Origin of the sequence: Mesorhizobium sp. M1399 (genome assembly GCF_040317735.1) — a bacterium.
Taxonomy (GTDB): domain Bacteria; phylum Pseudomonadota; class Alphaproteobacteria; order Rhizobiales; family Rhizobiaceae; genus Mesorhizobium.
Genome location: NZ_JAMYKZ010000006.1, coordinates 223,223 through 243,315 on the forward strand (window position 1 = coordinate 223,223; position 20,093 = coordinate 243,315).

The 20,093-nt window shown below is 62.5% G+C and carries 14 protein-coding genes and 1 tRNA gene; 8 read left to right on the forward strand and 7 right to left on the reverse strand.

Translation table 11 applies throughout. From position 1 onward, the window contains the following. Window positions 1-87: 87 nt before the first annotated feature. The gene (locus NKH05_RS12565) at window positions 88-1,839 is read left to right on the forward strand and encodes an outer membrane beta-barrel protein (RefSeq protein WP_353025478.1); all 1,752 of its coding nucleotides are present in this window, start codon (window positions 88-90) and stop codon (window positions 1,837-1,839) included. 129 nt (window positions 1,840-1,968) lie between these two features. On the opposite strand, the gene galU is transcribed toward NKH05_RS12565, so the two are convergent. Next, window positions 1,969-2,874 (reverse strand): UTP--glucose-1-phosphate uridylyltransferase GalU, encoded by a 906-nt coding sequence (gene galU, locus NKH05_RS12570; RefSeq protein ID WP_023719094.1) that lies wholly within the window; start codon window positions 2,872-2,874, stop codon window positions 1,969-1,971. Between the two features lie 207 nt (window positions 2,875-3,081). Between galU and NKH05_RS12575 the strand changes: the two genes are divergently transcribed. Next, window positions 3,082-4,308: a lytic murein transglycosylase gene (locus NKH05_RS12575; RefSeq protein ID WP_353025479.1), complete on the forward strand. Its 1,227-nt coding sequence runs from the start codon at window positions 3,082-3,084 to the stop codon at window positions 4,306-4,308. A gap of 26 nt (window positions 4,309-4,334) precedes the next feature. After that, on the forward strand, window positions 4,335-5,585 hold the full coding sequence (locus NKH05_RS12580) for an SGNH/GDSL hydrolase family protein (protein ID WP_353025480.1): 1,251 nt from the start codon (window positions 4,335-4,337) through the stop codon (window positions 5,583-5,585). A 36-nt stretch (window positions 5,586-5,621) separates the two neighbouring features. Here NKH05_RS12580 and NKH05_RS12585 read toward each other — a convergent pair whose 3' ends face one another. Then, window positions 5,622-7,076, reverse strand: a complete 1,455-nt coding sequence (locus tag NKH05_RS12585) for a glutamate synthase subunit beta (protein WP_023719091.1) — start codon at window positions 7,074-7,076, stop codon at window positions 5,622-5,624. 143 nt (window positions 7,077-7,219) lie between these two features. Continuing rightward, complete coding sequence (gene gltB / locus NKH05_RS12590; protein ID WP_023719090.1) at window positions 7,220-11,950, reverse strand: glutamate synthase large subunit; 4,731 nt, start codon at window positions 11,948-11,950, stop codon at window positions 7,220-7,222. A gap of 475 nt (window positions 11,951-12,425) precedes the next feature. Between gltB and NKH05_RS12595 the strand changes: the two genes are divergently transcribed. Further along, a complete protein-coding gene (locus NKH05_RS12595; RefSeq protein ID WP_352590566.1) occupies window positions 12,426-13,478 on the forward strand; it encodes a threonine aldolase family protein in 1,053 nt (350 codons plus the stop codon). A 93-nt stretch (window positions 13,479-13,571) separates the two neighbouring features. Here NKH05_RS12595 and NKH05_RS12600 read toward each other — a convergent pair whose 3' ends face one another. Further along, complete coding sequence (locus NKH05_RS12600) at window positions 13,572-14,036, reverse strand: Hsp20 family protein (protein WP_023675381.1); 465 nt, start codon at window positions 14,034-14,036, stop codon at window positions 13,572-13,574. 476 nt (window positions 14,037-14,512) lie between these two features. Between NKH05_RS12600 and NKH05_RS12605 the strand changes: the two genes are divergently transcribed. Both NKH05_RS12605 and NKH05_RS12610 read left to right on the forward strand, forming a co-directional pair. After that, complete coding sequence (locus tag NKH05_RS12605; protein WP_023719088.1) at window positions 14,513-15,487, forward strand: alpha/beta fold hydrolase; 975 nt, start codon at window positions 14,513-14,515, stop codon at window positions 15,485-15,487. A gap of 144 nt (window positions 15,488-15,631) precedes the next feature. Then, the gene (locus NKH05_RS12610) at window positions 15,632-16,090 is read left to right on the forward strand and encodes a styrene oxide isomerase (RefSeq protein ID WP_023719087.1); all 459 of its coding nucleotides are present in this window, start codon (window positions 15,632-15,634) and stop codon (window positions 16,088-16,090) included. Window positions 16,091-16,240: 150 nt separating this feature from the next. On the opposite strand, the gene hisN is transcribed toward NKH05_RS12610, so the two are convergent. Further along, window positions 16,241-17,014 (reverse strand): histidinol-phosphatase, encoded by a 774-nt coding sequence (gene hisN, locus NKH05_RS12615; protein WP_023719086.1) that lies wholly within the window; start codon window positions 17,012-17,014, stop codon window positions 16,241-16,243. Between the two features lie 358 nt (window positions 17,015-17,372). After that, a complete protein-coding gene (locus NKH05_RS12620; RefSeq protein ID WP_352481931.1) occupies window positions 17,373-18,314 on the reverse strand; it encodes an N-formylglutamate amidohydrolase in 942 nt (313 codons plus the stop codon). Between the two features lie 153 nt (window positions 18,315-18,467). Between NKH05_RS12620 and cpdR the strand changes: the two genes are divergently transcribed. Both cpdR and NKH05_RS12630 read left to right on the forward strand, forming a co-directional pair. Next, window positions 18,468-18,830, forward strand: coding sequence for a cell cycle two-component system response regulator CpdR (gene cpdR / locus NKH05_RS12625; RefSeq protein WP_006199474.1), 363 nt, complete (start codon window positions 18,468-18,470; stop codon window positions 18,828-18,830). 104 nt (window positions 18,831-18,934) lie between these two features. Then, window positions 18,935-19,009, forward strand: a tRNA-Val gene (locus tag NKH05_RS12630). Window positions 19,010-19,101: 92 nt separating this feature from the next. Here NKH05_RS12630 and fcl read toward each other — a convergent pair. After that, a complete protein-coding gene (fcl, locus tag NKH05_RS12635) occupies window positions 19,102-20,064 on the reverse strand; it encodes a GDP-L-fucose synthase (protein WP_352481930.1) in 963 nt (320 codons plus the stop codon). Between the last annotated feature and the right edge of the window lie 29 nt (window positions 20,065-20,093).

Genomic DNA, 20,093 nt, shown 5'->3' on the forward strand with positions numbered 1-20,093 from the left:
GCGGGCGATCCCTCAACGCTCCGTTAACCATCCCCATTTACGGTTTCGTAAGTATGGCGCGCGTGCGCCGCGCAAGCAGTGGTGCCGATGTCCGGGTTTCAGCCTCAAAACAAAATAGGACGAAAGGGCAAGGCGGTTTGCGCTTTGCTGCTGGCAACCAGTGTCCTTGCGTTGTCGCGTCCGGCACTGCTTTGCGCCCAGGAAATCGAGCTGCGCGGTGAGGTTTCGGAATCGACAATCCTGGACGACCAGCAGTACAGGATCAGGCAGTTGGGCATGGCTGCTGCAACCGCCAACGACGATACGCCGCTGCCTACCTATCGTCCGGCCAGCCCGGGGGCCTTGCCTGACGACGGCACGGGCGAGGCGGCGGCCACAACCGGCGGCACTTTCGATCCACCAGCGGCCAGCGACGACCCGTTTGCCGACCCTGCTCCGCCGCCACGACGGCGGCCGAGCGCAACGCAACGCGCCGTCGAAGAAGGCAAGGCCAAAGATGAGGCCGTGGACAACAAGAAGAGCAAGAGAGGCGCCACTGCGACTGCAGCGACGCCGACGACCGACGACACCGACACCGCCGCCATAGACGAGCAGGATACGGCCAACCGCCGTGCGGTGACCATCGATTCCGCCGAAAGGCTCAAGCTCGACCCCGGCGCCGAGCGCACCGAAGCCATCGAAGGCCAGGACAAGAAGAACGAGGACGACCCGTTCGCCGCCACCGGCATCCAGCTCGGCTCCTTCGTGATCCGGCCGACGCTCGAGCAAGGCCTGACGTATTCAACAAACGCCGATTCGAGCAGCCTCGGCAAGCCGGCATTGCTGTCGGAAACGACGCTGCGCTTCAACGCCGTCTCCGACTGGCGGGAGAATTCGGCGACGATTGAGGGCTATGGCATCTTCCGCGAGACGTTGTCCGGCTATGACGTTCACGAGGCGCAAGGCCGCGTCGACGGCACGCTCAACATCGATCTCGACAATGATCTGCGCGCCATCGCCAAACTTGGCTACGAGGCCGTGCCCGAATCGGCCTCGGCGCCGGACGCCATCGTCGGCGCCGTTGGGCAGCCGGTGCGCCAGACCGTGAGCGGCAGCCTCGCCGTCGAGAAGGATGCGGGAAAGATGCGCTTCGCGCTGACCGGCGCGGTCGAGCACGACATCTTTGGTGACGCCAAGCTTTCGTCGGGGGGATCGCTGTCGCAGAAGGGCCGCGACTCGACGCTCTATACGGCCATTTTGCGCACCGGCTACGAGATCTCGCCTGCCATCACTCCGTTCACCGAAATCGAGGTCGGCCGGCGCGCTTATGATTTGCGCGTCGATCCAAACGGCTTCCAGCGCTCCTCGACGCGGCTTGGCGCACGGGCCGGCGTCGAGCTCGATCTCCGCGAGAAGCTTACCGGCGAGTTCTCGGTCGGCTGGCTGCGCGAAGCTATCGACGACAACGCCCTGCCGGCGATTTCGGGCGCGACGGTTAATGCCGATCTCAAATGGTCGCCGGAACGCGGCACCACGATCGGCCTCACCGCACAGACGACCGCCGAGAACACGACGAACGCGGGCGAAAGCGGCGACATGCTCTATTCCAGCAGCCTCACCGGCGAGCGGCAAATCCGCGCCAACCTGACCGGAAATGCCGCTCTCGGCGTTGAATGGCGCGACTATACCGGCTCCGACGATCATGATTTGACGCTGAGCGCCGAGGCTGGGCTGACATGGTGGCTGAACCGCTATGCCGGGCTCACCACCCGCGTCAGGACTGAAAAACTGACCAGCAACCTGGTTGGACGCGACTACACGGCCAACAGTATCTTCGTCGGCTTGAAGTTGCAGCGCTAATGCATGTCGCGCAAAAGTGTGCAGCGGTTTTGCGATAACGACATGCATAAAACAAGAACCTAAAGCGCATCGCATAAGGCTGGTCGAATGCGGCGCACTTTAGCCAGTCAGCGCGAACCGGTGTTGAAGCTAGAAGGCTACGCCGCGGCGTTCTGACGGCGCGAGTTCGTCGAGAAGCGTGCGAATGACACCGGCCATGCTTGCATTCATGTCGCTGCGCCACAGTGCGAAGGCAACGTTGGCCTCGACGAAGCCTTCGGGCGAGCCGCAGTCGAACGTCCGCCCGCGGTAGTGGTAGCCGTAGAAGGGCTGTTGCTTCTGCAGCTTCAGCATTGCATCGGTGAGCTGGATCTCGTTGCCGGCGCCTTTTTCCTGGCCTTCGAGTATCTTGAATATCTCCGGCTGCAGGATATAGCGCCCGTTGATGAAGAGGTTCGACGGCGCGGTGCCGGTCTTCGGCTTTTCCACCATGCCGGTGATGCTGAAACCGTGATGGGCGTCCTCGCCGCGGCCGACAATGCCGTATTTGTGCGCCTCGGCGGGATCGCATTCCTGCACGGCGACGATGTTGTTGCCGGTCTCGGCGTAAAGCTCGACCATATCCTTCATGCAGCTTTTTTCCGACTGCATGATCATGTCGGGCAACAGCAGCGCAAAGGGCTCGTCGCCGACAAGCTCGCGCGCGCACCAGACGGCGTGGCCAAGGCCGAGCGGCACCTGCTGGCGGGTGAAGCTGGTCTGCCCCGGCGCCGGCTGCAGCCGCTGCAGGCGGGCGAGCTGATCATCCTTGCCACGCTGCGCAAGCGTGTCGTAGAGCTCGAACTGGACATCGAAGTGATCCTCGATGACCGCCTTGTTGCGGCCGGTCACGAAGATGAAATGCTCGATCCCGGCTTCGCGCGCCTCATCGACCACATACTGGATGACCGGCCTGTCGACGACCGTCAGCATTTCCTTGGGAATGGCCTTGGTGGCGGGGAGAAAGCGCGTGCCGAGACCGGCAACCGGGAATACTGCCTTGCGAACTCTCTTCATGTGCCAATTATCCATTTGCATGCCGGTTCGGCAATCCCGATTCGAGACATTTTCATGCCGAAATCGAGCATTACTGAACGACGGGACAGAAATCTCAGCTGGTAAAGCGTCGACGCATCTTTTCATCCCGGACGGCACCTATGGTAAACCAAATGCTAACCGGGTTCGGCGATGAATAGTCTTCCTGAGATACAGAAGGAGGAAAAGATGTCCGTTCGCAACGTCGCAAGGCGCTTCACCAGCGTCCTGACGGCCGCCAGCCTCTCGCTTGCCTTGCTCATGCCCAGCGGGCCGGCTTTTGCCGATGCCGGCTTCCGCCAATGGGTCGCCAGCTTCCGTGCTACCGCCGTGGCGAGCGGCGTTTCCGGCTCCGTCTACGACCAGGCATTCAAGGGCATCAGCGATGCTGATCCGATGGTGCTGGAAAAGGCCCGTACTCAACCCGAATTCACCGCACCCGCCTGGGATTATTTCGACAACCGCGTCCATGACCAGTCGGTCGCCGTCGGCCAGCAGATGGCAAGGAAATGGAAGCCGTGGCTGGACAGGATCGAGGCAAGATACGGCGTCGACCGCTACATCCTGCTGGCCATCTGGTCGATGGAGTCGAACTACGGCGAAACCCTCAAGCGCGATGACATCATGCGCAATGTCGTGCGCTCGCTGGCGACGCTTGGTTATGCCGACCCGAAGCGCGCGAAATTTGCCCGCACCCAGCTGATCGCGGCGCTGAAGATCCTGCAGACCGGCGACATCGACGAAAGCCATCTCAGCGGCTCTTGGGCCGGCGCGATGGGTCATACCCAGTTCATCCCCACCAGCTACCTGTCCTATGCGGTCGATATGGACGGCAACGGCAAGCGCGACATCTGGAATTCGATTCCCGACGCACTGGCGACAGCCGCCAATTTGCTGAGGAAGAACGGCTGGCAGGCAGGCAAGACCTGGGGTTATGAGGTCAGCCTTCCGGACGGCAAGAAGCTGCCCGGGGGCTCGAAGTCGCTGTCGCAATGGCAGGCGCTTGGCGTCACCCGTGCCAACGGCAAGCCGTTCAAGAACGGTGGGGACAAGGCGACGTTGAAGCTGCCCGGTGGCCGGGGCGGGCCGGCTTTCCTGATGATCAAGAATTTCTCGGTCATCAAGCGCTACAACAATGCCGACAAATATGCGCTCGCCGTGGGCCTTCTTGCCGACGAAATCGCCGGCTATGGCGGGCTTGTGCAGGACTGGAAGCGACCGTTTACCAAGCTCTCCTTCGAGGAAAGGCAGGAGCTTCAGAAGCGACTTTCCGAGCACGGCTATTACGACGGCAAGTTCGATGGCAAGATCGGTGACGGATCGAAAACCGCCATCATGGCCTTCCAGGCAAAGGCCGGCTTGACCCAGGACGGGTATCCGAGCAAGGAAGTGCTCAGATGGCTCAGGCAAAACTAGAGCCGGTTACGGGATGGAGAGGGTGATTGGTTTCGGCTGCGCGCATCCGGTTGATCGTTCGTCGCGTGCCGATCCTCGTTCTGGCGATCGTCGTTCTGGCAGTCGGCGCGGCCAGCGCCTTTCATACCTCGGCCATGGCGCAGGAGCCGGAAAGTCGTGGCTGGTCGCTGCGCGACCTGTTGTTTCCGCGCAAAAGCGAGCGGTTTGAGCAGCCGCCGCCCGAATTCCCGAGAGAATTCCAGAGAACAAAGCCCAGACCCAAGCTGAGGAAGCCCCGGTCCGTTCGCCGGCCGGCGCCGGCCGAGCCGACAACCCCGGTGGCCGAGAAGGCGCCCGATGCGCGCGTCGTTCTGGTGGTCGGCGATTTCATGGCGTCTGGACTGGCTGAGGGGCTCGACGCCGCCTTTGCCGAAAACACCGGCGTCAGGATTGTCGTCCGCGCCAACGGCTCGTCCGGCTTCGTGCGCGACGATGTCTACAACTGGCCCGAACAGGTCAAGTCGCTGATCGCTGCCGAAAAACCGGCAGCCGTCGTCGTCATGCTCGGATCGAACGACCGTCAGCAGATGCGCGTCGGCGATGTGCGTGAGCAGCCGCGATCCGAAAACTGGACCAAGGAGTACGAGCGCCGGACCGAAGCGCTCGGCAAAGCCATCGCTTCAGCCAAGGTGCCGTATCTGTGGGTTGGCATGCCGGCCTTCCGGGTCTCGAAAATGACCTCCGACATGCTGGCCTTCAACGACATCTACCGCTCGTCCGCCGAAAGCCACGGCGGCGAATTCGTCGATGTCTGGGACGGGTTCGTCGACGAGAACGGCGCCTTTATCACCAGCGGACCGGACATAAACGGCCAATCGGTGCGCCTGCGCTCCGACGACGGCATCAACATGTCGAAGGCCGGCAAGCGCAAGCTCGCCTTCTACACCGAAAAGCCGCTGATGAAGATCCTTGGGCTGGCCGCTCCGGGAAGCGTGGTCACAGCTTCTGCCCCGGCCGGCGCTCCCGTCGAGGCGCCGGCACCTGCTGCCGCACCGATAGCCGCCGATCGCACTGTGCCGATGCTGCTCAGCGATCCGGCGCTGGACGGCGGCTCGGAACTTCTCGGCGCCGCCCCGCCGGCAAAGGCGGACAAGAATTTGCCCGGCGAAAAGCTGATCGTCGAGGGCAAGGCGACCGACGCCTCGCCCGGCCGCGCCGACGATTTCTCGTGGCCGCCCAAGATACAACCTGCGACTGCGGCTGCTGCATCCGACACGACGACGGCGATCCGGCAGTAAAACTGGCGACTCTTTCTGTAGAGTTTCGGAACGGACTCAGCGCGGCAGCACGCTCGATCCCATCAGAGACTCATCGATGGCGCGCGCCGCCTGGCGGCCCTCGCGGATTGCCCAGACGACCAGCGACTGGCCGCGCCGCACGTCGCCAGCCGCATAGAGCCTTTCGACGCTGGTTCTGTAATCGCGGTCATTGGCCTCGACGTTCTTCGAACGGCGGCTGTCGGTGACGATCGTCATCTGCCCGTCGAGTTCCGACACCGGCCCTCGAGCGGCTGGCCCGGCAAAGCCGATGGCGATGAACGCGAGATCGGCGCGGATGACGAATTCGGTGCCGGCGATCGGCTTGCGCTTTTCGTCGACCTCGCAGCATTTGACCCCGGTCAGCTGGCCGTCTTCGCCGATGAATTCAAGCGTCGCCACCTGGAATTCGCGCTCGGCGCCTTCGGCCTGCGAGGACGAGGTGCGCATCTTGGTCGCCCAGTAGGGCCAGACCGATAGCTTGTCTTCCTTTTCCGGCGGCTGCGGCCGGATGTCGAGCTGGGTGACGCGCACCGCGCCCTGGCGGAAGGCGGTACCGACGCAGTCGGAGGCAGTGTCGCCGCCGCCGACGACGACGACATGCTGGCCGCCGGCGACGATCGGGCGCGACGGCCATGCCACCGACTGGATCGGCTCGCCGCCGATGCGCTTGTTCTGCTGCACCAGATACGGCATCGCGTCGTGCACGCCGTCGAGATCGTCGCCCGGGATGTTGGCCGGGCGCGGCGTTTCGGAACCGCCGCAATAGAGCACCGCGTCGTATTCGGCGAGCAGTTCGGCGACCGGCTTGTCGACGCCGACATTGACGCCACAATGGAAGCTGACGCCCTCGCCCTGCATCTGCTCGATGCGCCGGTCGATATAATGCTTCTCGATCTTGAAATCGGGGATGCCGTAACGCATCAGCCCGCCCGGCCGGCTCTCGCGCTCATAGACGTGAACGTCATGGCCGGCGCGGCCAAGTTGCTGGGCGGCCGCCATGCCGGCCGGCCCCGAGCCGATGATCGCGACGCGCTTGCCGGTCTTCCGTTCCGGCGGATAGGGCCGGATATGGCCGGTTTCGTAGGCTTTGTCGGCAATCGCCTGCTCGATCGTCTTGATGGCGACCGGAATGTCCTCGAGGTTCAGCGTGCAGGCTTCCTCGCAAGGTGCCGGACAGATGCGGCCGGTGAATTCCGGAAAATTGTTGGTCGAATGCAGGTTGCGGATCGCGTTGTCCCAGTCGCCATTGTAGACGAGGTCGTTCCAGTCCGGGATCTGGTTGTGGATCGGGCAGCCGGTCGGTCCATGGCAATACGGAATGCCGCAATCCATGCAGCGCGCCGCCTGTTTCTCGACCTCCTTATCCGACATCGGCAGCGTGAACTCGCGGAAATGCCGGATGCGGTCGGAAGCCGGCTGGTACTTGTGCACCTGCCGATCGATCTCGAGAAACCCTGTTACCTTGCCCATAGTCCAGTCCCTGCTGTCCGGAAGGCACGCCTGGCGACGCACCCGTTAACCTCATAAGGCAGCCGTGGCAACCTTCAGTCCGAGGTCAGGATTGTTGATGAAGATGGTTGCCGGGACGCATGGCTTCCCGGCAATTTCCAAATCTATTCCGCCGCCACGTTCATGCGCATACGTTCCATCTCGATCAGCGCGCGGCGGTATTCGACCGGCATGATCTTCCGGAATTTCGGCCGGAAAATCGCCCAATCGTCGAGGATTTCGCGACCTCGTACCGAGCCCGTGTAGTGGACGTGGTTGGAGATCAACTGGTAGAGCCGCTCCTCGTCATGGCTGGTCATATCGCCGGATACGTCGACACGGCCCTTGTGGTCGAGATCGCCGCCATGGTGGAGCAGCTTTTCCATCAGGTCGTCCTCTTCCGGAACCGGCTCCAGCTCGACCATCGCCATGTTGCAGCGTTCGGCGAAATCGCCCGCCTCGTCGAGCACATAGGCGACGCCGCCCGACATGCCGGCGGCGAAGTTGCGACCGGTCTGGCCGATGACGACGACGATACCGCCGGTCATGTATTCGCAGCCATGGTCGCCGACGCCTTCGACGACGGCGGCGACGCCCGAATTGCGCACGGCAAAACGCTCGCCGGCGACGCCGCAGAAATAGGCCTCGCCCTCGGTCGCGCCGTAGAGCACGGTATTGCCGACAATAATGGACTCGGCAGCAACGATTTTCGTGTTCTCCGGCGGACGGATGACGATGCGGCCGCCCGACAGGCCCTTGCCGACATAGTCGTTGGCCGCGCCTACCAGTTCGAACGAGACGCCGCGCGCCAGGAAGGCGGCGAAGGACTGGCCGGCCGTGCCGGTGAGCTTGACCGAGATCGTGTCCTCGCGCAGGCCCTTGTGCTTGAAGCGCTTTGCCACTTCACCCGACAGCATGGCGCCGGTCGAACGGTCGACGTTGCGGATCGGCAGTTCGATGCTGACTGGCTGCCTGGCTTCGAGCGCCGGCTTTGCCAGTTCGATCAGCTTGCGGTCGAGCACGTCGTCGATCGGATGCTTCTGCCGCTCGGTCCAGTGCACCGCCTCGTGCGGCGCATCCGGCTTGTAGAACATCTTGCTGAAGTCGAGCCCGCGCGCCTTCCAGTGCTGGATCAGCTCGCGCTTTTCCAGAAGGTCGGTGTCGCCGATGATCTGGTCGAGATGGGTGTAGCCCATCTCGGCGAGCAGCGCCCGGACCTCTTCCGCCACATAGAAGAAGAAGTTGATGACGTGCTCGGGCGTGCCCTTGAAGCGCTTGCGCAGTACCGGGTCCTGCGTCGCGACGCCGACCGGGCAGGTGTTGAGATGGCACTTGCGCATCATGATGCAGCCGGCCGCGATCAACGGCGCGGTCGAGAAACCGAACTCGTCGGCGCCGAGCAGCGCGCCGATGACAACGTCCCGCCCGGTGCGCAGGCCGCCATCGACCTGCAGCGCGACGCGCGACCTGAGGCCGTTGAGCACCAGCGTCTGGTGCGTCTCGGCAAGGCCCATTTCCCACGGACTGCCGGCATGCTTGAGCGAGGTCAGCGGTGAAGCGCCAGTGCCGCCGTCATAGCCTGATATGGTGATGTGATCGGCACGCGCCTTGGCGACGCCGGCCGCAACCGTGCCGACACCGACTTCCGAGACCAGCTTGACCGATACGTCCGCCGCCGGATTGACGTTCTTTAGGTCGTAGATGAGCTGCGCCAGATCCTCGATCGAATAGATATCGTGATGCGGCGGCGGCGAGATCAGGCCGACGCCCGGCGTCGAATGCCTGACTTTGGCGATGGTCGCGTCGACCTTGTGGCCCGGCAACTGGCCGCCCTCGCCGGGCTTTGCCCCTTGCGCGACCTTGATCTGCATCATGTCGGAATTGACAAGATACTCCGCCGTGACGCCAAAGCGTCCCGAGGCGACCTGCTTGATCGCCGAGCGTTCGGGGTTCTTGCCGCCGCCCGGCAGTGGCAGATAGCGGTCGGCCTCTTCGCCGCCCTCGCCGGTGTTCGACTTGCCGCCGATGGCGTTCATGGCGCGCGCCAGCGTCGTGTGCGCTTCCCTGGAGATCGAGCCGAAGGACATCGCCCCGGTCGAGAACCGCTTGACGATGTCGGCCGCCGGCATGACCTCGTCGAGCGAAACCTTCTTGCGCCCAGTTTCTTCCGCGAGCCTGATCTTGAACAGGCCGCGAATGGTCTGGGCACGGGCCGTCTCGCTGTCGATCTGGGCGGAATAGTCCTTGAACGTTTCCCACGAGCCCTGGCGCACGGCGTGCTGCAAGGTGGCCACCGCATCCGGCGACCAGATGTGTGCTTCACCGCGCATGCGGAACACGTATTCGCCGCCCACCTCGAGGCTGTTGCGCAGCACCGGGTCGTTGCCGAAACCATCGGTATGGCGGCTGAGCGTCTCGGCCGCGATCTCGTCCAGTCCGACGCCCTCGATCAGTGTCGCGGTGCCGGTGAAGTATTGCTGCACGAAATCGGTCTTCAGCCCGATGGCGTCGAAGATCTGCGCGCCGCAATAGGACTGGTAGGTCGAGATGCCCATCTTGGACATCACCTTGAGGATGCCCTTGCCGATCGACTTGATGTAGCGGGAGACCACTTCGTAGGCGTCCACCTCTTTCGGCAGTTCGCCACGCTTGTGCATATCGAGCAGCGTGTCGAAGGCAAGATAAGGGTTGATCGCCTCGGCGCCATAGCCGGCAAGGCAGCAGAAATGATGCACTTCGCGCGGCTCGCCGGATTCCACGACCAGCCCGACCGAAGTGCGCAATCCCTTGCGGATCAGGTGGTGGTGCACCGCGGCTGTCGCCAGAAGCGCCGGGATGGCGATCCGGTCCGGCCCGACCTGGCGGTCGGACAGGATGATGATGTTGTAGCCGCCGGCGACCGCCGCCTCCGCCCGCTCACACAAGCGGTCGATGGCACCCTGCATGCCCGCTGCGCCCTCGTTCGAGCCATAGGTAATGTCGATCGTCTTGGTGTCGAACCGGTCCTCGGTGTGGCCGATGGAGCGGATCTTTTCGAGATCGCCATTGGTCAGGATCGGCTGGCGCACCTCGAGCCGCTTGCGGCGCGAATTGCCAACCAGGTCGAAGATGTTGGGCCGCGGCCCGATGAAGGACACCAGGCTCATCACCAACTCCTCGCGGATTGGGTCGATCGGCGGGTTAGTGACCTGAGCAAAGTTCTGCTTGAAATAGGTGTAGAGCAGCTTCGACTTGTCCGACATCGCCGAGATCGGCGTGTCGGTGCCCATCGATCCCACGGCTTCCTGGCCGGTGGTCGCCATCGGCGACATCAACAGCTTGGTGTCTTCCTGGCTGTAGCCGAACGCCTGCTGGCGATCGAGCAGGCTGACATCCCTGCGCAATTCGCGCGGCTCGACCGGCTTCAGGTCTTCGAGGATGAGCTGCGTGTTGGCGAGCCAGCTCTTGTACGGATGCCTGGTCGCAATCTCCGACTTGAGCTCCTCGTCAGAGACGATGCGGCCCTTCTCGAGGTCGATCAGAAGCATACGGCCGGGCTGCAGCCGCCACTTCTTGACAATCCTCTCCTCCGGCACCGGCAGCACGCCGGCTTCCGAGGCCATGATGACGCGGTCATCGTCGGTGACGATGTAGCGTGCCGGGCGCAGACCGTTGCGGTCGAGCGTGGCGCCGATCTGGCGGCCATCGGTAAAGACCACCGCCGCCGGTCCGTCCCACGGCTCCATCAGCGCGGCATGGTATTCATAGAAAGCCTTGCGGTCGGCATCCATGAGCTTGTTGCCGGCCCAGGCTTCCGGGATCAGCATCATCATGGCGTGGCTGAGGCTGTACCCGCCCTGGAACAGGAACTCGAGCGCATTGTCGAAGCAGGCGGTGTCTGACTGGCCGTCGTAGGAGATTGGCCAAAGCTTCGAGATGTTGTTGCCGAACAGTTCGGAATCGACGGACGCCTGTCGCGCCGCCATCCAGTTGTTGTTGCCGCGCACGGTGTTGATCTCGCCATTGTGTGCGACCATGCGGTAGGGATGCGCCAGCTTCCACGACGGGAACGTGTTGGTCGAGAAGCGCTGGTGGACCAGGATCAGCGCGGTTTCGAAGCGCGGATCGGTGAGGTCCTTGTAATAGGCGCCGACCTGGTAGGCCAGGAACATGCCCTTGTAGACGATGGTGCGCGCCGACAGCGACACGCAGTAGGAACCGATGTCCTTGTTGTCGTTCTCGGCGTAGATGCGGCCCGATATCACCTTGCGCAACAGATAGAGCCTGGCCTCGTACTCCTCGTCGTCAAGAATGTCGGCTGTACGGCCGATGAATATCTGACGATGGAACGGCTCGGACGCCACGATATCAGGCGCCGTCGACAAGGACGAATTGTCGACGGGCACATCACGGAAACCGATGAGCGGAAGCCCCTCGGACTGCGCCGATTCGGCAATGATGTCCTCGATGTGAGCACGAAGTGCTGCATCCTGCGGCATGAACCAGTGTCCGACACCGTACTGACCGGCCGGCGGCAGTTCGATGCCCTGGGCTGCCATCTCTTCGCGGAAGAAACGGTCTGGAAGCTGCACCAGCACGCCGGCGCCATCGCCGGCCAGCGGATCGGCGCCGACGGCCCCGCGATGCGTCAGGTTTTCGAGCACGGCAAGGCCGTCCTCGACGATCTGATGCGACTTCACGCCCTTCATGTTGACGATGAAGCCGACGCCGCAGGCATCATGCTCGTTGCGCGGATCGTAGAGGCCGTGCGCGGCATAGCCGGTGCTGGTTCGCCCAATATTGGTCAGGGACGGATTTTTGACGGCTGCCGCTTTCGTCTGCGCGGCCTTCGTCGCAGATGGCGTCATGTCCGTCATCGTCCTGTCCTCCGTTCCGTCCCCTTCGGGCGCTGGTTTCCGTCGGGAAGCGCGTGGCTCCCCTTTCAATCTTGCGGCACGTCTGGCGAAATTCTTGCCGACCGTGCGGCTTTCCGCATGGCTCGCATATGGTATTCGTACAGGCCAGAGCCAGGCTGTCTAGCTGTCGCTCGCGGCAATGGCCGTAGAGGCGCAATCATATGCCAATGCGGCCAGTTTTGTGCGACAAAATAAGACAGCACTACTGTCCTAAATTTTTATGACAGAAATCTTGAGCGCATACAAGACCGATTCACAAAATTATTGGAGCGTTGGCGACAGAAAATTGCGCGGAACGCGGCGACAGCGTAACCTTCAGTCGCTGCATTTACGGTCCGGCTTTCACTGGCTTTAGCGGATTTTCGGCATCTGCCACTTGCGGCCGGCATGCGAAAGCGGCCAAGCTCGCACCAATTTCCCCAGCATAGGCAGACGCATGATTTTCGCTTCCGACAATTGGGCAGGCGCCCATCCCCGTATCGCTGCCGGCCTGTCGGCCCATACCGACGGCTTCTCCACCGCCTATGGCGACGGTATACTCGATAAGGCCGTTTACCAGCGCTTCAATGAAATCTTCGAATGCGAGGTCGCGGTGTTTTTCGTGGCCACCGGCACCGCAGCCAATTCGCTGTCGCTGACTACCTACAACAAGCCAGGCGGCATTTCCTTCTGCCATCGCGAATCGCATGTCATCGAGGACGAATGCGGTGCACCGGAATATTTCACCGGCGGTTCGCGGCTTTATACAATCGACGGCGCACTCGGCAAGATCGATGCCGGCGATCTGGAACGGGCAGTGGACCGTTTCGCACCCGAAAACGTCCATTCCGGGCGGCCGATGGCGGTTTCGATCACCCAATCGACCGAGGTCGGCACCGTGTACACGCTGAACGAAATCGCCAGGATTTCGGCGATTGCAAAGCAGCACGGATTGCCGCTGCACATGGACGGGGCCCGCTTTGCCAATGCGCTCGTCGCGCTGGGAACGACGCCGGCGGAAATGACCTGGAAGCACGGCGTCGACATCCTTTCCTTCGGCGGCACCAAGAATGGCTGCTGGTGCGCCGAGGCGATCGTGCTGTTCGACCTCGAGCGAGCCAAGGAATTGGCGTTTTTGCGCAAGCGCGCCGCCCAACTGTTCTCGAAATCGCGCTTCATCGCCGCGCAATTCGATGCTTATTTCAGGGGTGGGCTATGGCTCGACACGGCACGGCACGCCAATGCGATGGCGGCACGCCTAGCCGCGGCGATCGAAGATTCCCCTTCAGCCCGGCTGGCCTGGCTACCGCAGGCGAACGAGGTCTTCGCGGTCATGAAAAAGGCCGAGGCCGAAAGAGTGCAAGCAGCAGGCGCCGTGTTCCACGACTGGCATAGGCCGCTCGGCTACGACAACCATGTCGGCGAGGACGAAGCTCTCTATCGCTTCGTCACCAGCTTCGCGACCACGGCCGACGAGGTCGACCGTTTCGGCTACCTGCTCGCCGGATAGCAAGTCTTACCACCAGCAAAAAGGGGCGGCGCATTTGCTGCACCGCCCCTTTTTCCCGGGGAGTTGGCGTCCCGGGGAGTTTAGCTGCCCGATTTAGGCGGCGGTCTTGGCCTCGATCTGCTTGGCCTTGGCCGGAGCCGAGGTGATCGCGATCTTGCGCGGCTTCAGCTCTTCGGGGATGTTGCGCTTGAGGTCGACAAAAAGCAGGCCGTTCTTCAGCGCGGCGCCGACAACCTCGACGTGATCGGCAAGCTGGAAGCGGCGCTCGAAGGCTCGGCTGGCGATACCGCGATAGAGCAGTTCGGAGCCTTCGCCATTGCCTTCCTCCTTGCGCTCACCCTTGACGGTCAGCACATTGCGGTGAGCTTCGATCGAAATCTCATCTTCCGAGAAGCCGGCCACAGCCATCGAGATGCGATAGGCGTCCTCGCCGGTGCGCTCGATGTTGTAAGGCGGATAGGTCTGGCCTTCCGGCTGCGCAAGCGAATCGAGCATGGTGAACAGCCGGTCAAAACCGACGGTCGAACGGTAGAGCGGGGAAAAATCAACGTGACGCATGGTGTGTTCTCCTGTTGAGCAACAAGGTTTGCGTATGGCCGGTGCGAAACCCGTGACGGCGTTCCGGATGGGCCAGCGGCCCCGACATTGGCGGCCGCATAACAAATTTGGGAAGCGGGCGACGGCATTTCAAGATTTGCCCGCGTCCGAACCGCATCGGCCCCTGATCACGTCCCGATGCCGATGAACGGCAGATGAACCGTGGCTTCGGCGAGCGTTCAGCCAGACGGCATTAAAACTGTTCTCGAGATCAGAAACAGGTCGCCTGAGAAGGCGACACGACGAGGCCGAACCGGGTGTAACGTCCCTTCCTCCCGGGTCGACAGAGGCCGGAAGCACGCCCTAGGCTGCTTCCGGCCTTACTTGTTCGCTGCCTGGGTCGACGTCCCCGGCGTCCCGAATTCCTTTGCTTTTGGCGCATGGGCGTTTATGCCTGACTTGCGCCCACGCCGTCACCGACGCCAAGCAAACACCGTATGACCGATCTGTTCCCCCAGCCCTCCCTGTTCTACGAAACTCCAGGCAATCCGCTGCCGGAAAACGCGGCCGGCGGCTTCTTCACCACGCGCGACGGCAAGAAGATCCGCTATGGGCTGTTTGCCGCGGTTGCCCGCCCGATGAAGGGCACCGTCGTCGTCCTGACCGGCCGCAACGAGTGCATCGAGAAGTATTTCGAGACCATTCGCAACCTTGCCGACCGGGGTTTTGGCGTGGCGACCCTCGACTGGCGCGGCCAAGGCGCTTCCGACCGGATGATCGGCGATCGCCAGCGCGGCTACGTCCGAAGCTTTTTCGACTATACCGGCGATCTCGAGCAGTTCTTCGAAGAGATCGTGCTGCCCGATTGCCGGGGACCCTACTACATACTGGCCCATTCGGCCGGGGCGGTAATTGCGCTGCTCGCCGCACCCTCAATGGCGAACCGCGTACGTCGCATGGTGCTGATCGCACCGTTCTTCACCGTGCCTGACCTCCCGGTTTCGGTAAAAACCGTTCGCCGCATCTGTTCGCTGTTCTGCCTTCTCGGCCTTGGCCGGCTCTATGCCGCATGGGGGCCGCGGCCGAAGGAATCGGTGCCCTTCGCCATAAACAAGCTGACCAGCGACCCGGAACGCTATCGACGCAACACGCTGATCTACGAAACCTATCCGCAGCTGGCGCTCGGCGGACCGACGATCTGCTGGCTGAAGGCGGCCACGGAGGCGTCCTTGATCGTCAGCGACCGGGATTTCATGGCCAAGGTCCAGGTGCCATTGCTGATGATCGCCGCCGGCGCCGACCAGGTCGTCTCGACCAGGGCAGTCGAAGCCTATGCAAGACGTCTGCGCGTCGGCTCGCTAGTGATGATCGACGGCGCTCGCCACGAGATCCTGCAGGAAGCCGACCTCTATCGCGAGCAACTGCTTGCGGCATTCGATGCTTTCATCCCAGGAACCGGCGACGCTGTTTGACCGCTTCGCCCGCGCCCGGCAACAAAGCCTGCGCGGGTTGCTTGCCCGGCGCAGCTTGCCCCTTATTCCCGTTCAGGCATCGAGCGCTAGGTAGCGGCCAAAGAGATTGGCGGCAATTCGGCAGAGACCGGGAGAAAAACGACCATGAACGCATCGAACACGCTGTCACGTCAGGGGCATCGGCTACTGCAGATTGGCGTCGCGCTGCTGCTGTTTTCGTCATTCGAAGGGTTTGCAATACCCTACCTCGCCGCACCGCGGCTCGGACTGTCCGCGCACACGCTCAGCGCCCTGGAGGGCGTTCTTTTGCTGGCGCTAGGCCTCACATGGTCTAGGCTCAATCTCGGCGCGGCGATGTCGCGGATTGCGTTCTGGCTGCTGATCTATTCGGCTTTGGCGATCCTGGCCGCCTACGTGATCGCCAGCGCCTGGGGGGCCGGCAACGAGACAATGCCGTTGGCGGCCGGAGCCTTCCACGGAAGTGCCTTTCAGGAAACCGTCATCAAAGGCGTGGCGTATTCGTCTGCGCCGACCGGCCTCATCTCTTTCGTGCTCATTTTGTGGGGCCTGCGTCTCTCGGACGCTTGGCCTGCCGATAGCTAATGCATGCCCCGCAAAAGTGCGCAGCGGTTTTGCGATACGACATCCAAACGAGCGCGTCTCCCATGAGTCGATTCAAACCCGACGCGCTTTAGAACCGTACCACGGTTTCCGTCGGATTTGCGCAAAACAGACGCTTGGGTATACGGATCCTCAGCCGCGCAGCGCCGCCATCGCTGCTGCGTGCAGCTCCGGCGTCGCCGCCGCCAGGATGTCGCCGCCCTTTTCCGCCGGTCCGCCCTCGAAAGTGGTGACGACGCCGCCTGCCTTCTCGATGATCGGGATAAGCGCAACGATGTCGTAGGGCTTCAATCCCGGATCGGCAACGATATCGACGCTGCCTGCCGCCACCATGGCGAAGGCATAGCAGTCGGTGCCGTAGCGGGCGAGCTGGACCTGTTGCTCGAACAAGTCGTAGCGCAGGCGCGCGTCTCCCTTGAACAGCGCCGGCGTGGTGGTGAACAGCGTCGCGTCGGCGAGATTTGTGGTCTTGCGCGTCGTGAGTTTTCGCGGGCCACCAGGACCTTCATAATGCGAGCCGGAAGCGTTGGCGTAGAACAGCTCGCCGGTGAAGGGCTGCGACATCATGCCGGCGACGGCATCGCCGTCGACCGTCAGCCCGACCAGCGTGCCCCATACCGGCAGGCCGGAAATAAAGGCGCGTGTGCCATCGATCGGATCGATCACCCAGACATGCCGGCTGGAGATGTTTTCGCTGCCATGTTCCTCGCCGAGAATTCCGTGATCGGGGTACTGCTCGCTGATCAGCACCCGGATGGCGCGCTCGGCCTCGCGGTCGGCCTCGGTGACCGGGTCGAAGCTGCCGCGCTCCTTGTTGGTGACCGCGCCCTGATTGCGGAAGCGCGGCAAGGTCTCGGCTGCGGCGGCACGCGCAATGCGCCGCATGAACTCGATGCTGATGTCCAACTGATTCTCCCGCTCCAGCATGTTTGAGATGCCGGTTTGCCTACGGATTTGTGCCGAAACAAGGGCGTTTTGTACCGAAACAAGGGCATTCGGAGCCTTTCGCACGACGCCAACTGTTGCTCGAATGCAACGCAGTCATCATGGAAATGCAATTTCCACTTCACAGTGAATTAAAAAAGCCGGAACGTGCCTTGACATTTGTGCAGCGCACAATACGTTTGTTCTCGGACAGGGGTTCCTGTCCATGCCCTCCTTGGGCGTTTCCTCCCTAGACTTCGACCGTGTCGTGCAAACGATGCGGTCTTTTTTTACGCTTTTTACGCTGCCACATGAGCGGCGAATGCCGCGATTCCGGCCGCTATTCGGCGGCCAGCGGCAGATCGACGAAATGATGATCCGGCATTGCCATCAACTCGGCCGAAAACCGCGCCAGGTCGTCGGCCAACGCGTCGAAACCAGCTGATCTCTGGAACGTCCGCTCATTCATGTAGAGCCCGCGATTGACCTCGATCTGCAGAGCATGCAGATGGCGCACGGGCCGGCCATAGTGCTCGGTAATGAAGCCTCCGGCATAGGGCTTGTTGTGGGCAACGCTGTAGCCCATGCCGGTGAGCAGGCCGATCGCCGTCTCGGTCAACGCCGCCGCGGCCGAGATGCCGAAACGGTCGCCGACGATGAAATCCGGCCGCAATCCGCTGTCGCCAACTCTTATGCTTGCCGGCATCGAGTGGCAGTCTATCAGCACGGCGTAGCCGAAGCGCGCATGCGTTCTGGTCAAGAGCCGCTTCAGCGTCTCGTGATAGGGCTTGTAGACCGCTTCGATGCGCGCGACGGCTTCTGCCAGCGGCAAGCGGCCGGAATAGATGTCGAGCCCCTCGCCGACCAGCTTGGGCACGGTGCCGAGCCCGCCGGCCACCCGCGCCGAGCGGATGTTGCAGAAGGACGGCACCGGTTCGGCGAACATGCGCGGGTCGAGTTCCCACGGCTCCCGGTTGACGTCGAGATAGGCGCGCGGGAAGTTTGCCGCCAGCATCGGCGCCCCGAGCGCGACGGCACCGCCGAACAATTCCTCGACATAGCAGTCCTCGGAGCGGCGGATGGCGTTGCGGTCCAGCTTGGCCATCGCCATGAACCGGTCCGGATAGTAGCGGCCGCTATGCGGCGAGTTGAAGAGGAAGGGAACGCGCTGTTCGGCGCCCGATCGGATTTCGAAGGGTGGAACGACCGAAAAATCCTCGGCTGCCGTTTTCAATTTGAACGAACCCGGAAATACCAATGCATCATGATAGGAAAGTGCCACCTCGCCGCCCGCATGTCCAGCCGCCGAAGCGCTAGCCAAATCAGGATTGTGCGCCCAACGTTCACTTGATGTTTACCGTCACCTCCTCATATACAGCATGGTTAACGGGCTTGCCGCACGGCATTGTCGGTTGGGTGATTCGGACGGGACAAGATGGCACGCATTCTGCTGGCGGAAGACGACGACGACATGCGCCGGTTCCTCGTCAAGGCGCTGGAGCGCGCCGGCTATCAGGTCAGCGATTTCGACAATGGTGCCAGCGCCTATGAGCGGTTGCGCGAGGAACCTTTTTCGCTGCTTTTGACCGACATAGTCATGCCGGAGATGGATGGCATCGAACTCGCCCGCCGCGCCACCGAGATCGACCCCGACCTCAAGGTGATGTTCATAACCGGCTTTGCCGCCGTCGCGCTGAACCCCGATTCGAAGGCGCCGAAAGACGCCAAGGTGCTGTCGAAGCCGTTCCACCTGCGCGACCTCGTCAACGAAGTCGAAAAGATGCTGCAGGCCGCCTGACGCGCTTTTTGTCCCGTCCTGACCGGCCCGGCAAGCCAGCCATTCTTTCCCTTTTCCCGCTATTGACGTGCAGAACCAAAAATGGTGTATGCGCGGCTTCGGATGGGCGTGTAGCTCAGCGGGAGAGCACTGCATTGACATTGCAGGGGTCACAGGTTCAATCCCTGTCACGCCCACCATCCAGACAATCCCTCAATCGGCCGTCGGTGTTTTCATCGGCTGACGTTCTCGGCCTGATCCGATCCTGACGCCGAGCTCGCCAATACCGACCTCAGGCCGCGCCGAGGCGAAGATCGCCAGTCTCGACGTGCTCCAGAAACCACGCATAGGTCTGTTCCAATCCGCTGCGCAGCGAGTAGCGCGGGCGCCAGCCGGTGGCGAACAGGCGCGATACGTCCATCAGCTTGCGCGGCGTGCCGTCCGGCTTTGTCGGATCGAATGTGATCGTGGCATCGGCGCCGGCGACCGACACGATGGTGCGGGCAAGGTCGGCAATGGTGATGTCTTCCCCAGAGCCGACATTGATGTGGCTGTCGCCGGCATAATTCTTCAACAGCCAGACCAGGGCGTCGGCGGCGTCGTCGACATGCAGGAATTCGCGCATCGGCGTGCCCGATCCCCACACCTCCAGGCTCTTGCGGCCGGCGCGCCTGGCCTCGTGCGCCTTGCGCATCAGAGCGGGCACGACATGGCTGGAATTGAGGTCGAAATTGTCGCCCGGGCCGTAGAGATTGGTCGGCATCGCCGAGATGTAGTCGACACCGTATTGGCGCCGGTAGGCCTGGCACAGTTTCAGTCCGGCGATCTTGGCGATCGCATACCATTCGTTGGTGGGTTCGAGCGGGCCGCTCAGCAAGGCGTCCTCGGAGATCGGCTGCGCCGCGAATTTGGGATAGATGCAGGATGAACCGAGAAACAGCAGCTTCTGCACCTCGTTACGGAAGGCGCTGTCGATGACATTGTTCTGCATGACGAGGTTGTCCTGCAGAAAATCGACCGGAAGCCTGTCGTTGGCCAGGATACCGCCGACCTTGGCCGCTGCCATCACCACTGCATCCGGCTTGCGGTCGGCCATCCAGCGCCGCACCCCGGCCTGGTCGAGAAGATCGAGCTCGGCGCGCGAGGCGGTCAGGACCTCGCAATCCTCGTCGGCCAATCTGCGCAGGATGGCCGAGCCGACCATGCCGCGATGCCCGGCGACAAAAACGCGCTTGCCCTGAAGGTCGAAGGTCATCAACTCACCCCAATGCAGAACGGCAGCTT